The sequence below is a fragment of the Aeromonas sp. QDB14 genome (assembly GCF_027707845.1).
GTDB classification, from domain to species: Bacteria; Pseudomonadota; Gammaproteobacteria; order Enterobacterales; family Aeromonadaceae; genus Aeromonas; species Aeromonas caviae.
On sequence record NZ_JAPCJD010000001.1, the window covers coordinates 103,428 to 117,490 of the forward strand.

Here is a 14,063-nt window from a genome sequence, read left to right on the forward strand (position 1 = left end):
CACAAGAGCCGTGACGCAGGGGGCTCCCAAATGCCATAATGACCGGCATCCTGAGGTTATTGATGGATTAATGGACCAAGGCGGGCGCCAGTTCGGTTGCATCCGCGATCGGCTTGGGGCTACCATGTAGCGGCATACAAGAAGTGGCTGAAAATAATGACAAATATTCCTAACCTGCTGACGTTCTTTCGGATTTTGCTCATACCCGTCTTCGTCATCCTGTTCTACCTTCCCTATCAGTGGTCCTACATGGCGGCGGCCATCGTCTTTATCCTGGCGGCCGCAACCGACTGGTTTGACGGCTATCTTGCCCGCAAGCTGAACCAGTCCACCGCCTTTGGCGCCTTCCTCGATCCGGTAGCCGACAAGATCATGGTGGCGGCGGCCCTGGTGGTCATCGTCGAGCACTACAACACCGTCTGGGTCACCATCCCCGCCATGACCATGATTGGCCGGGAGATCATCATCTCCGCCCTGCGTGAATGGATGGCCGAGCTTGGCAAGCGCTCCTCGGTGGCGGTCAGCTGGATTGGCAAATGGAAGACCATGATCCAGATGGTGTCGCTCACCGGCCTCATCTGGCAGTACGACATCTGGATGGTGTGGCTCGCCTATGTGCTGCTCTACGTGGCCACCGTGCTCACCTTCTGGTCCATGTTCCAGTACATGAAGGCTGCCTGGGGCGATCTCAGCTACCACTCCCGGTTCTAGTCCCGACGGGAAGATGGCCGTTTCTCTGCCACTGGCGCCGAGAAACGGCCATGAGCGCCAAAAGTGTGGGACAAGGGTAAAAAACACCCGAACGATCAGCGTATTAAATGTTTTTGGTTGACTGGGCGGGGAACATCGCTAGAATGCGTTCTCACAGTCAGGCAGTCAGCCAGACCGATGCGGGAATAGCTCAGTTGGTAGAGCACGACCTTGCCAAGGTCGGGGTCGCGAGTTCGAGTCTCGTTTCCCGCTCCAAATTCAGACAATAGAGAGCTCCTCTCTTTTGCATGGCGCGTTAGCAAAGCGGTTATGCAGCGGATTGCAAATCCGTTTAGTCCGGTTCGACTCCGGAACGTGCCTCCATATTGACAAGCCCGCCACGCGAGCTTGATACCGATTGCGGTGCCCGAGTGGTGAAATCGGTAGACACAAGGGATTTAAAATCCCTCGACGTTCGCGTCGTGCCGGTTCGATTCCGGCCTCGGGCACCATTAAAATTGAAGAAAAAAGCCTTACAGATTAAACAGATACGACGCTTCATTGCGTCGTTTTTGTTTCTGCTCCCCAGCGTTTCCCCTCTCTCACTTTTCCTTTCTTGTCCATTTCTTGTCTAAGCGACTTACTACTTCCTGCTACTCGTTGCGAACAACCTGCTCAGTCTTCCAACATAGCCAAGGACGTTTGGTAGGCTACTGCTCCGGACTTTTCCGGGGTCTGTCTCTGGTACTAAGGCAAGCGTGGCGTGCTGTTACGTCTTGACCGCGCACTTCCCAAACCCGCATTGAATCCCCTTTGAAACAGATATTAATCCCATGATCTAACCCATCATCGGAGGTATCTATGCAGACCAAATTTCGCTTTACCAATGCAGCCATCAAGGCTTTGCCCGCACAACAACGAGAGGCTGGCGCTACTGAACTGGAGTTCTCCGATACAGAGGTCATCGGCTTAAAACTCTTGTCAGGAAAAAGCCAAGGCAGTAAGCGTTTCCTACTGCGCTATACCCTCCAGGGCAAGAAGCGCAGCATTGCTTTGGGACGATTCGGCGATATCGATGTGATCCAAGCCAGGACCATTGCCCGCAAGTACAAGGCGATGTTGGCAGAAGGCATCGACCCGGTAGCAGAGCGGGATAGCTACAAAACTGAGCCCACCCTTTCGGAGTTCTTCTGGCAGACCTTTTTGCCGCACCTCAAGACCATCGGCAAACGATCGATCAACAGCGACATTCAGCGGTTCAAACACAACATAGAACCACGCTTTGGTGCCATGCGTTACCGGCAACTCAAGGCGATGGATGTCCTGCAGTTGCAATCGGAGATGGTTCACCCCAACAACCCTCAGCAGACCGCCTACGCACCGAGTACCGCCAACCGGGTGCTGGCCCAGTTAAAGACCATGGGCAGCTATGCGGTGCGCTGGGGCATTCTGGAGACTAATGAGGCGGCCAAGATCAAGCTGTTGAAGGAGGACAATGCCAGGACGCGTTTCCTATCGATTGAAGAGATGAAACGGGTCATTGAGGTGGCATTGCAGGATCGCAATCAAGCTGCAGGCAGCTTCATCGCGATGCTCTATCTGACGGGGGCAAGAAAATCAGAGGTGTTACTCGCTAAATGGGAACATGTGAACTGGGAGGATAAGACGCTGTTCGTACCCCTGACCAAGAATGGCAAGAGCCGGATCATTTACCTGAGCACATTGGCTATCGATATTCTGGAGAAGCTCCCCAGAATAGCCGGTAATCCCTATGTGTTCGCGAGCCAGCATATTCGCTGTCAGGGCAAACCCATCGGTGAACCAAGGTGCGCCTATGAACGGGTGTTGCAGAAAGCCGGTATCGAAGACCGCGATGAGGTCTGCTTCCATACAGCTCGCCATTCGGTCGCCAGTGCCTTGGTCTCTTCCGGGCAATACAGCCTGTATGACGTCAAGGCACAACTAGCCCACGCCAGCATTCAATCCTCCCAGCGGTATGCAAAGCTGACCTCTGAGCGCAGTCGCAATATCAGCGAAGGTCTCTCGTCTATGATCCAGGCGGAGTGACCGAAAAGGTATTGTTTATAAACAGATATTAATAACCAGACAGCGCTGTCACATCGGCTGTTGGTCCACATGTCACAGTTCCCAGGCCCTTAAGTTCATCTGAGCTTAAGGGCCTTTTAGTTGGAGAGAAACACGATGAAAACTTGTATGGAATGGCCGGAGGAGACATTGCTCGCGGCCTACCCGGACATTTACTCACTGGTCATGGAGCAAATTATCGAGCCCTTTTCATCAGTAGAGGAGGCGAGGGCATTCTGGGACACGACCGGTTGTAGTCTGGTCATTATCGAGATGACGGACTCGGTGAATGAGTTCCAGGCCATGCCACAGCATACCCAGAATCAGGTGATGTTCGGTTTGCGTTACCCGGAGCAAGAATTCGCCATATCCGAAGACTGGCGCCTGCTGCTGGCCATTCTCAACGATGAGGGGGCGGGAATTTACCTGCTGATCCACTCAAATGCACCGCTGCTTCCCACCCTGGAGGTGATGCACCATGAGTAATCCCAGCCATAGCGACATCATGCGCAAGTTAAAAGAGATCAAGGGGATTAAGGAGCTGCTGGAGAAGGCCGTGCTCTTGTATGTCCTGCTCACGGATGGCGATCTGCCGGTCTGGTGCTATGCGCTCATCATCGGTGCGCTGGCTTATCTGGTAAACCCGTTCGACGTGGTACCAGACCCCATTCCATTTGCCGGTTATCTGGATGACTTATCAGTCATCACCTCGGCATTAGCCGCATTACCGGTTAAGTCACATCACCGTCAATCTGCCAAGGATCGGATGAGATCACTGTGACAGTGATGGAGTCGGTCCTATCGCGCTATCGCGTTTTCTATGACCCTTTATCTATGACCCATCTACCGATGAACTGGAGATCGCAATCTCCGGTTATCTAACGACGTTGTAAGGAAACTATCATGGCAAGACCCCGTAAACACCGCGTTGAAGAGACCCCTAAACCCGCCAGCACCACGCCAGCCGACGAGAGCCCTCTCACATCTGGAGCAAGCGGCTGCGCCGAGCCTCTCTCGCCAGCCCTTGCGGCTGACGCCGACAAGGCCAGGCCTGGACCCGGCGACACCGCAGACTCCGTGCCCGGCGGTCCTGCCCCCATACACGCCTTGCTCAACCATACCGCCGAGAAACTCAGTGCCCGATCAGAAGGGCTGATTTTCTATGCCATCGGTCGTCATGAAGAGAGTGGCGAGCTGTTCCTGAAAATTACAGGCAATCAGGGTGGGGGTCTGCATAGCAAGGAGTGGATTGCGCTGTCGGCGATTGACGATGTGTTGCGCTCCTTGCCCGCAGACAAGCCGTTTAAATCCAGCGTCATGAAGCGACTGTTTAATGGTGGCAGCGCCAATAACGCCGGATTCTTATCAGCCATTCTGCGTTCGGATGGTCTGAAGTTGATCCAGAAGGCAGACGGCAATCCGATGCTGCACGAACTGGTGCCTGATTACCTTGAGCGCTTGGGTTCGCTAACCAATGAGCTCTGTACCGTAACTTCTACCATCGAATAACCCCTGCATAGTGCTCACCTGCCCAAGGGTGAGCCCCCCCAAACAACCAATCTGAGGTGATTATGACGATCCCATTTGCGGGCGATTTTGCCCTGCCTGTCAGTCAGGCATTGATGAGTATTCTGGATCAGGAACTGGTTAGATCTGGAATGGTGCTGAAGGGAAAATCCAGTCTGGTCTTCAACTTCCGAGACCCGGATTACGGCCCGGTTCGTGGTGGGTTCCATCCGGTAGAAATACGGCTGCTAAAGCGTAAAGACCAGTGGCAGTTCGATTACGTGACGGACTTTAGCTATCAGGGGCCGGAGGATATGGCGGAGCTGGTCAAAGAGATCGACTTCAACTTTTTGAGCGAAGAATACTACCTGCTCCGTTACGGCCAGATGGGACCCGCGTCGGCCAGGGAGCTCTATACGATGTGGGAGTCGAACTTCGTCAGTTACTACCAGATGGGCGTGTTTACCGTCTCAGTGGCTGCGTAACCGTCGCACCGGACAGGAGAGGAACAGGAATCAGCGGCGGTTTGGTTCTGGCAGCGGTGCTGCTGTGTTTACCTTTCCATGCGGGGCAAAGAGCCATGGACTAACCCAACACGAAACCGGTCAGCGGCTCAGTAGGTTAGTCCATCCTTCGGCTGCTTCAGGTGTCTCTCTCAGCCACCATCCCCAAAACAAGTATCCCCCGGCCTGTGGCTGGGAGGCTTGTTTTTTTGTCATCGGCGGGGAGGGAGAAAGACAGATATGTGTGTATCCCCAATAGCGTTATTCCACCAAGCCTGATTTACATTAATTATCAGTTAGTTATGTGGTCATCATCTTATGCAACAGGGGGCGGCTGCGCAGTCAGTCCCAAAGCGTCTCTGTCCATTGAACGTCGACAACAAAGAAAGTTCGAGCATCTTCTCATTGTGTGATGGCCGCAAATGTCCATCAGCTCAATGAGGTGATAAGGTAGGACTCCCTCGCATCATGAGTTAGTGTTTGTCACAACCTGAGGTCTGAGCAATCTGGTAGCGACAGCCAGGATGGCAGCGTTGATTGCCACATTAGAGCAACGAGATCGTGCATTGCATTGCATTGCATTGCATTGCATAAGTATGAAGCGTGTTTGGGGCGCTCATACTATATGGCATCCGCCAACGTAAATACGTGTGGCACTGCTCGGTATCTGGCTACTGGAGACCACAGAATTGCCATAGTCTGTTTCGAACGGATAACAAGAGCGGTCCATAGACTGAGGTTTGCATTGTCCATAAGGCTAAGGGTCATTTGGAGTTGTTGATGGATTGGGAAGACCTGCTGCATAGCCTGAGGGACTTGCTGGCTCAACGTGGCAGCACAGAGTCGGAAAAACATGTTCTGGATCTGTTGAAGGAGCGTACAACCGATAATGAGTTGTACTCGCGTGGTCAGACCCTAGATGATTGGCAACTGGATCAGGCCAAGATTGTGGCCTGCGATATTCTGCGAGACCATCCGGATCTACTAGACATTATTAGAAATCTTGAGCTGAAAAGCCTATGCGATCGTCACAAGGCTGCTCATTTGCCAGCTCACAAAACCCGCAACCGTGAACAACTGCTTCAATCAGTCAACGTCCTGGTGAGCTCCGGAAAGCTAGTTGCCGCAGAAGAGTTGCTTGAAGAAGAACTTGCTGAAAACGAAGATCCTGAGCTTCTAGATCTCTTAGGACGAGTCTACATACTACAGAGCCGTCCAAAGCAGGCGGCGGCTTTGATGCAACAGGCTTTTCTGGCGAAAAGGCAACAGAGCGCCTTTCTTGATCTGTCTCCAGAAGTCGATGTCGTCTCAGAGAGGGATGATGAGACGATCACAGCTACTGATTTGGAATACATTACCGCTGATGCCAGTGTTTTTGTCGGGCTAGACCCCTTCCCCTGTTTGCGGGACGAAGTCTATGAAACGGTTATTTTGCCGGTTCCATTGTCAGTAACTGAGGATACGCGAGTTATTTCTGCCAATGAGCGCGAAACCCTATCCTTAGCTCGTGCATGTAAGCCTGTGGATGTGGCGTCAACGGCGCAGGGGCCCAAGACCTTAGTGAGCCATGCCCCCCACTTCAAAGTAGTCCCGTCACACTCAACACAGGTATCTGTAACGGTGGACGACGTTCTCTGTGAAGCAATCCCTCAACTGCCTCAGACACCTAAGGAAGCAATAATTGATTATCAGTGGCCTTCTGGTTCAGAGAGCTACTACAGCGATAGCCATATTCAAGAGTTGGTTGGTGGTATAGATTTTTGCGATCCACATGAATTCGCCCTCGATTTTGAAGGGTATCAAGTCAATCAGCCTGATAGTTATGAGCCTGAGGATGACTTCTTCGACAATGATGAGATATTGGTCGAGCAGGATGATCTCTATTTTGGTGTAGCTGATGAACTTGACATTCATGATGACCAAAATGACGACGAATTTGCGGCTTATGCCTTTGATCCCGACGACGTGTATGACAGCCAAGGTAGCTTCGATTCTGATACTGAGCTGTTTGATGAAAGACTTAGCCGTGAAGATCGAGCTCTGCAGAAAGCAGTAGAGCTGATTAGCCGAGCGGGCTGGTCATTATCGATGCTTCCCTTAGTTCAGCAGATTTTTGTGATGAACGGGTGGGGTGCCACTCGGCTAGCATTGGAGCGAGAAATTGACAAAGGTATGAGCCCAGATGAGCTGATCCTGGCTGCTCATGTGAAAGCACTTTGGGCTGAGAATGACTACTACTGGATTGCCTATGACAGGAACGGTTCAAGCAACTTGTCACAGTATGTTATGTCATGGCCGACAGCCTTGATGCTGATTCGAGCCTTTGAATCATTGCCGCAAATAGAGGAAATCGAGCAGTTCATCGAATCGTTGTTTGAGTACTGGTACGACAGGTCTAGCCTCCGTCGAGCATTCCGCTCGTTCAACCGTTTCCTCTGGTTTCGGATTTGTAACCTACCTGGCTGTTTACCCGCCAGTCTGCCATTCAACTTTTGCAGTCCTCATGAATTACCTGTCGAGGAGTACAGCGACCTTGGGATTAGTGATCTGCTGGTGATCGAACAGACAACCAAGCTACGTGCTTACGGTGTGTTTCAAACCAAACACCCCCAGGAACCTAGCTGCTATGCGAGTGACAAGCCCATTCCTGTAGATGCGTATTCAATGGCCACGCAAACGAGCAAGGAGATCTCAATCGATGTCTGATCAAAGTCTTACCCATGTTACCGGCTGCTGGGTTAGCCAACCCCTGCCCAGCGGCGAAAAGTACCGTTACGGCATGGTCAAGATGGCTCACGGAGACAGTGGCTCCCAATTGCAGGTGAGTTGGTTCATGCCTGAGCGCTCCCAAGGCATGGTTGACGCCAGCTTGGTTGGCTCTGGTTTCCAGAACGGCATGGATGTTCAGGATGCGACTCCCGGTACAGGTGTGCGCTCGCTGGGTATTGGCAGCATCATGCAGCAGCGTATCCTGGCGGGCTCTCAGCAAGTGCTGGTCGATTTTCCGGAGAGTGGAGAGCGGCACTGGTTGCCCTATCAGCACCTGCGCCAAGTGAAAGGCGCCAAGCACCGCTTTATCACAGCAGCCACAGGCAAGGAACTGGATGCAGAGCGCATGCGCTTGCGCATGCTCGCGCATGCCATCGAGACCTGGAACGAGAACACAGGGGCGCTCTCGCATCTGGATATCGAGCCCTTACCACACCAGATCAACTTGGTTCACCACATCTTGGCCTCAGGCAATTTCAACTGGCTGATTGCCGATGACGTGGGGCTCGGTAAAACCATCGAAACCGGCATGCTCTTGCATGCCTTGCATCAGCGTCGACAGATCAAGCGGGTTCTGCTGATAACTCCAGCTGGGCTGACCAAACAATGGCAGGAGGAGCTCTACGACAAGTTCAAGCTGGATGAGTTCGAGATCTACGGAGAAGACTTCTCCATCAACGAGCCGCGTCAGTGGAAGATGCATGACCACGTGATCGGCTCCATGGATCGCTTCAAGCAGGAAGACCACTTGGCAAGTCTGCTGCAGGCCGAGGATTGGGACCTGATCATTTTCGATGAAGGGCATCGCCTCAGTCGCCGCCAGTACGGGCAAAAGCTCGACAGTTCTGATCGTTACTCGTTGGCAGCCAGTCTGCGCGGAAAAACTGAGCATATGTTGCTGCTTAGTGCCACGCCTCACCAGGGCATGCAGGACAAGTTCATCGCCTTGCTCGAACTGTTGCGTCCCAAGCGTCGTCGCGAGCTGCTGATGCTCAACCTCAAACCGGAAATCCTCCATGACATGGTCTACCGCAACCACAAAGCGGATGTGACCGATGCTGAGGGTAACTTCATCTTCCAAGGGAAGATCACGCGCGCGATGAAAGTGCCTGCTAGCGAGGAATCACAGACTTTTGATAAGGGCCTGCAGGATTACTTACGCCGTGGCTACGCAGCTAGTGTGGAGATGGGGCGCACAGGTAACGCTATCGGCTTCGTGATGACGGTCTATCGCAAGCTGGCTGCATCCAGCTCGGCGGCAATCCTCAACGCGCTCTGCAATCGCCTGGCTCGCTTGGAAAAGAAACTCAACGGCGAGCATGGAACAGATGAGCCGGTCGACGAGCGCTACTTCGGCGAATGGGAAGAGCAGCTGGCAACAAACGCCAAGGAGTTCTTCGCCGGGGAAATTATGCTGCTAAATGATCTGATCGAGGAAGCTGAACAGCTCAAGCATAACGACCGCAAACTCCAGCTCTTCATCGATGAGGTCATCCGCAAGATTCTTGCAGCCAACCCCGTAGAAAAGGTGTTGATCTTCACCGAGTACCGCACGACACAAGATTACCTGTGCGAGACCTTGCGGTGTCATTTCGGCGCAGACAAAGTCGAGCTTATAAATGGCTCGATGGGGCATACTGAGCGCCGAGAGGCCATTACCCGATTTGAGGATCAAGGCCAGTTCTTGATCTCCACCGAGGCCGGTGGCGAAGGTATCAACCTGCAGCGACAATGCCATATCATGATTAACTTCGATCTACCCTGGAACCCCATGCGTCTAGTTCAGCGGATCGGTCGCCTCTATCGCTACGGCCAGAAGAAAAAGGTAGTGGTCTTCAACATCCACCAGCCTGACACCATGGATCAGCAGATCATCGACCTGTTGTACGACCGCATCGACTCTGTGGTTCATGACATGGCTGTGGTACAGAAAGATGAATTCAACGAGGGCCTGAAAGACGAGATCCTCGGGGAACTGGCTGAGCTCATTGATGTCGAGGATATCCTGCAGGCGGCCACACTGCAGGGGATCGAGCGCACTCGCGAGCGCATTGATGAAGCCCTGCACCAAGCGCATACAGCAATCGCCAAGCAGCGTGAACTGTTCGAGTATGCGGCCAGAAGTGATGCTAACGAGTTGCGTGATGAGCTGGAAATCACTCAAGAACACCTGCTCAGCTTCGTGCTGGGTATGTGTTATCAGCTAGGTATAGACGTCGTCGAACGCACCCACAAGAGCAAGCTGCTGCGTATCCGCTTGCCGGAGCTAGTGATGCGCGAGCTAGGCATGTCGTCCAAGGCGTCACCGCGTATGGATGTCACCCTGGATCGCGAGCTAGCGGCCCATCGGCCGGATACCCAAATGCTCGATCTCAACTCGCCACTCATGCAGTACCTGCTCAACAAGGCACGTGACTACGACTTTGGTGGCCTGGCTGCAGTGGTGCAGGGAGATGAGCTAGGTGAAGGAGCGCTGTTTGGTGCCATGCTGCGCTGGCAAGGATTGCAGGGAAAACGTATGCGCCAGGAGTTCGTGACCATTCAGGTCAATGAGGGGGGCGCGCAGTTGAATACCGAAGCCATTGGGCAGTGGTTGCTGCAGCCAGCGCAACCTGCCGAGCTAAAACCGATGTCAGAGCACTGCAAGGCGCTGTTTGCAGATGCTGAAAGTGCCGTCAATCAACGGCTCGCCAATGTCAGTAACCGCTACATAATTCCGGAAAGCCTGCAATGGGCCAGCGCCGGCTGGACGATTTAAGGAATCTGTAGTGCATCTTATCAGTGCCACGTAAAGAGAAGGGGGAAGCAACCACTATGTTGTTTCCCCAATCGCTTTATTACACCAGCCAGATATTAATATATAAATCAATCAGTTATCATTTCATGGCTCGGCGCATCCTGCGTGATTTGCGCCATCCTTGCCTTGGCTCTGTTCAGTCTGTCTTGGAGCTGAAGTATGTCCTCGGGCTTGAACATCGCCCCCAGATCTAACCCCGGACACTCTTGCAGGATCACCCGCACCAGGCGGACGGTGCGTGTCGTCACCGGTACACACTGCCCGACCAGCTTGGCGCGTTTGGCGGACTTACAGTCATCAACACTGGTTGGGCAGCCATTGATGGTCAGCCATTCGGCCAGCTCATCGTACCCCATCGTTTTCGTCATACCGAAAGCGGACTGGGTATAAGCACGCAGGAAAACCCGCTTTAGGATGCCAAGCGAACCTTCATCCGTCACACGCATTGGCAATCCTTTTATCGACGTCTTGCAGACGAAGTAATCCTCCCAGCTCTCCCAGTCATTGAGGGTCTTCAGGCAGTTCGTTCGCCGCCAGTTATCGAATACCACACGTTGCTCCATAGCGGCAGCTACCGTCGACCAGGGGCGTGTATCAAAACAAATATGCTCGGTGCCTAGCACACTCTGCATTGATGGCAGCATGGGTTGCCGCTTGAAGTCGAACTCAAGATTCAGGGTCTTTGACCTGCTCACGGATACGAGATCGCGTTCATTGATCCACATTTCAGTCGTAGATATTAAATGGTCACTATCGACTTTTTGGCCGGGGGCACGATTCAGATACAGGTCAAGCATGTACGCCTGATGCAGCTCCTTAGTGCAGGGGGGCTTAACCCCAGCCTTGGCCAGGATCTGGGGCTGACCCTCAACGCCTTCTGAGGTGAGTTGACCACGAGTCTTCATCGCGATGACCTGTTTAACCTGATGTTTTTGCTCCAGCATCCGAAAGCCAGGGCCATCCAGTCGCTCGCCCAGTTCCTGAAAGCGGCGGCATATCGGGCCAGTCAACACAAGTTCGTCATATGTAGCATCGGTGAGGAAGCCATCTGTCGTGACGCTCACCACTGTTCGGTGAGCGGGGATGGAGGCCAAGACTTCTCCGAGTACGGCACGGATCAGGCCGGTCGTATGCGCGGCAAAGAATGCGTTGGTGATGGCGGAGCGCTCAATGGGCTTGCTCAATCCACTGGATGTATCGAAGGCTGACTTGCCCCTCAGACCTTGTGCCAGCTTGCCATAGAGAGAGTTACCAATTTCTTTCCAAAGCAGCTCTTCGAAGGATTTCTTCACATACGATTGGCGTTTTTCCCGAACCTGCGAGACAAAGGGCTCAAACAGGCGCTGCGTCGTATCTGCCCAAGGGATGATGACACCCTGATGTATCTCAATCTGGCAACCCATGCGGAGTGCGACCTCGATCTCTGGTGCGGTACAGAAAGATTCACCAGTGAGGGGAAACAGCAGGCCAATTTCAGTACGCACCGGTAGGCTGGGATAACGTGTCCCGTATGGAAATCTATATTTAACGCGAGCAAGACCAAAGACATGGCCACAGAACTCGGCTGTGTTGGTGGTCATTCGCCCTCGCTCATAATCAAGGGGAAAAAGGTCAACAAGCCCTGTGGTATAGGCTCCGCTGAGGTCAAAATCGTTGAAGAGCGATAGTGGGGTCGGGCCACCCCAAAAGCATTCATTTCGTCCACCGTGGTAGCAATCGATGGCAAAACCCTCGAATAGCTTTGCTTCAGGGGCCATTTCCCGGGCCTTCTTGGTCACAGGTCTGGATGCATTCTTGTTCCATCCAGTTTGCACCACCTCATGAGTTCCAAATAGCTGATCCCGGTCTTGGCCCGTTTCGCGCAGATGTTTCAGGAACACCGATGTGGCACAGCCTCCAATCGTCTTTGGCAGGGATGAAAGCCCCAGTGTCTTAGCGAATGCATGGAGTTGAAGGCCATATTTGACTGCAATTTCGGCATCGCGCAGGGCATAAGCTTCAAAGGCTGCCTTGTTGCTGGCAAGTAGTTCATCCATGCGATCAATAGACTGACCCGCAGGGAGAGACAATTTGGGTAAGCCAATGAGTTCACCAACGGCTGCAAGGCCCGCACCACCAGGGGTGTGTAACATAGTATCGACAAAGGTGATCAAGGTTCTTTGTGCTTTACGCTGCTTGTCTCGCAAAATCAGCGGGGCCGGTTTTGCTTGACGGTGCAAGACGTTCTCAAGATCGATGCCATAGGCATTGTTTACTGACGCCACTGTTCGGCGAATGCCATTAACCTGGGTTTTGAACCGCCAGAAGTCGCCAAATGAGGCAAGGTCTGCTCTTAGGAAATGGGCATACACAAAGACATGTTTGGGCCACTCCGTGAGTATCCCTTTTTCCTTACATACCACTACGATGTGGCCGAGGAATTTATCGAAACTCAGGCGATCAGATGTCCGATTGGATGCGGGGTAAATGATGTCTGAATGTTCTCCTTTCTCTGTCATAGCAAAGAACTGGTAGGAGAGAATGTCGTTACGCTTTGTCGCGGGATTGTAAACGTATTCGCTGTCTATGCCGATATGGAGCCTAGCCCCTTTGGCCGGGGTTACTGTCTCTCCCGGTTTGAGATAATGCTGAGTGCGTAACCGCAGTGCCTTGTTGGTAGAATTCTCCTGCACGGGTAGCAGGTAATCAGGTATGTCGGGGTCTCCCGCAATCACATCAGAACTCAGGCCATCTATCATCCAGTCAGGAAGGCGTGAGGGAGCATTCATGTACTGGCAGGGGTCGAGTGCGCTTTCAATCGCGAGCGCCAATGCACTCTGGTGTTGCTCGTCGTTGAGCATGCCGTAGTCATCGGGAAGGGGGCTGTTATTAAGCTCCGGCAGCAGGTCGGTATCTGCGTAGGGAAAGCTCACCGCCGTGTCTCCAGCATTATGTGCGGGGTTTTCTTGTCTTTTCATGCGTGTTGGCTCGTAAAAAAAGGGCCTCCTTGGAGACCCTTTATTGAAGAGGAATACGGTTAGGCGCTTAGCTGGCGTTCGATAGCCTCCATGTCCTCATCAAGTTCTTCTTTAGAGTCGCATGCAACCCACAGGGGCTTGGTGTCCGGCAACAGAAGGGAAATACTGATCCAGACATTGGCGTCTTTTACGATCGGGGTGCAACCGGCAATCAGGTCTGTTGCGACCAGTAACTTCTTGGTTCGGATGAACTTGCGCTTCTTTTGCTTGAGCACGAGACTAGAGACCTCTTTGAAGCGCTCCTCGATTTCTTGTCGGTCACTGCTCCTGTACATAATGGCCGGGTATGTGTTGCTGTCGGACCATGCCATCAGCGCATGTGGCTGGTCGGGATCATTGAGCTGCATGTGTGCAACGCGGCTGATCGTGCCGAGGTTCGTCAAACCATCGTTCACTTTGATGAATGCACCTACGATTTGATAGGCAGCGGTGTGTTGAGTGTTATTTGTGCTCATGAGAGCCTCCTGTGGTTAGGGTTGTTAATTTTGGTTTTGCAGTTGTTTACGTTCCCACTTCTCCACTTCACTTAGTGGGAACCGGGTTTGCCGCCCGATGGTGACAAATGCAGGTAGCGTCTCGGGTGCGATGATCATTTGCTTGTCCAGCCAGCTTTTTGAGATGCGCCACCGCAGCGCTAACTCGCTTCGTGTCAACATATGTACACCGTCCATCACTGCCTCTCGTTTGCCTGTTCGT

The 14,063-nt window shown here is 52.9% G+C and carries 11 protein-coding genes, 3 tRNA genes and 1 pseudogene; 12 read left to right on the top strand and 3 right to left on the bottom strand.

Annotated features, from left to right (window positions below):
* The first annotated feature begins 156 nt into the window (after positions 1-156).
* The 12 genes and pseudogenes from pgsA to PG887_RS22705 all read left to right on the top strand — a co-directional run bounded on the left by pgsA (position 157) and on the right by PG887_RS22705 (position 10,311).
* Positions 157-711 carry a CDP-diacylglycerol--glycerol-3-phosphate 3-phosphatidyltransferase gene (gene pgsA / locus PG887_RS00475; protein ID WP_010675229.1) on the top strand — a complete coding sequence of 185 codons (555 nt, stop codon included), beginning with the start codon at positions 157-159 and terminating at the stop codon, positions 709-711.
* A gap of 179 nt (positions 712-890) precedes the next feature.
* Positions 891-966, top strand: a tRNA-Gly gene (locus tag PG887_RS00480).
* A gap of 34 nt (positions 967-1,000) precedes the next feature.
* A tRNA-Cys gene (locus PG887_RS00485) sits at positions 1,001-1,074 on the top strand.
* A 41-nt stretch (positions 1,075-1,115) separates the two neighbouring features.
* Positions 1,116-1,202, top strand: a tRNA-Leu gene (locus PG887_RS00490).
* Positions 1,203-1,551: 349 nt separating this feature from the next.
* Positions 1,552-2,757 (top strand): tyrosine-type recombinase/integrase, encoded by a 1,206-nt coding sequence (locus PG887_RS00495; protein WP_118880881.1) that lies wholly within the window; start codon positions 1,552-1,554, stop codon positions 2,755-2,757.
* Between the two features lie 147 nt (positions 2,758-2,904).
* A complete protein-coding gene (locus PG887_RS00500; protein WP_042014323.1) occupies positions 2,905-3,261 on the top strand; it encodes a hypothetical protein in 357 nt (118 codons plus the stop codon).
* On the top strand, positions 3,254-3,556 hold the full coding sequence (locus PG887_RS00505; RefSeq protein WP_025201450.1) for a YkvA family protein: 303 nt from the start codon (positions 3,254-3,256) through the stop codon (positions 3,554-3,556). Before PG887_RS00500 ends, PG887_RS00505 begins: the two co-directional genes overlap by 8 nt.
* Positions 3,557-3,678: 122 nt before the next feature.
* Positions 3,679-4,284, top strand: coding sequence for a hypothetical protein (locus PG887_RS00510; RefSeq protein ID WP_106886410.1), 606 nt, complete (start codon positions 3,679-3,681; stop codon positions 4,282-4,284).
* Between the two features lie 62 nt (positions 4,285-4,346).
* Entirely contained in the window at positions 4,347-4,766 is a 420-nt protein-coding gene (locus PG887_RS00515; RefSeq protein ID WP_042014322.1) for a DUF2787 family protein, read from the top strand.
* 798 nt (positions 4,767-5,564) lie between these two features.
* The gene (locus PG887_RS00520) at positions 5,565-7,490 is read left to right on the top strand and encodes a hypothetical protein (RefSeq protein ID WP_111899564.1); all 1,926 of its coding nucleotides are present in this window, start codon (positions 5,565-5,567) and stop codon (positions 7,488-7,490) included.
* Between the two features lie 421 nt (positions 7,491-7,911).
* Positions 7,912-8,511: pseudogene (locus PG887_RS22700) on the top strand (DEAD/DEAH box helicase); the annotation flags it as partial.
* Between the two features lie 453 nt (positions 8,512-8,964).
* Positions 8,965-10,311 carry a helicase-related protein gene (locus PG887_RS22705; RefSeq protein ID WP_408770859.1) on the top strand — a complete coding sequence of 449 codons (1,347 nt, stop codon included), beginning with the start codon at positions 8,965-8,967 and terminating at the stop codon, positions 10,309-10,311.
* Positions 10,312-10,418: 107 nt separating this feature from the next.
* On the opposite strand, the gene PG887_RS00530 is transcribed toward PG887_RS22705, so the two are convergent.
* Genes PG887_RS00530 through PG887_RS00540 form a run of 3 tightly spaced genes read right to left on the bottom strand, consistent with a single transcriptional unit; the run spans position 10,419 to position 14,041 of the window.
* A complete protein-coding gene (locus tag PG887_RS00530) occupies positions 10,419-13,307 on the bottom strand; it encodes a hypothetical protein (RefSeq protein ID WP_111899565.1) in 2,889 nt (962 codons plus the stop codon).
* Positions 13,308-13,366: 59 nt separating this feature from the next.
* A complete protein-coding gene (locus tag PG887_RS00535; protein WP_111899566.1) occupies positions 13,367-13,822 on the bottom strand; it encodes a hypothetical protein in 456 nt (151 codons plus the stop codon).
* A 24-nt stretch (positions 13,823-13,846) separates the two neighbouring features.
* Positions 13,847-14,041, bottom strand: a complete 195-nt coding sequence (locus PG887_RS00540; RefSeq protein ID WP_147746076.1) for a hypothetical protein — start codon at positions 14,039-14,041, stop codon at positions 13,847-13,849.
* Between the last annotated feature and the right edge of the window lie 22 nt (positions 14,042-14,063).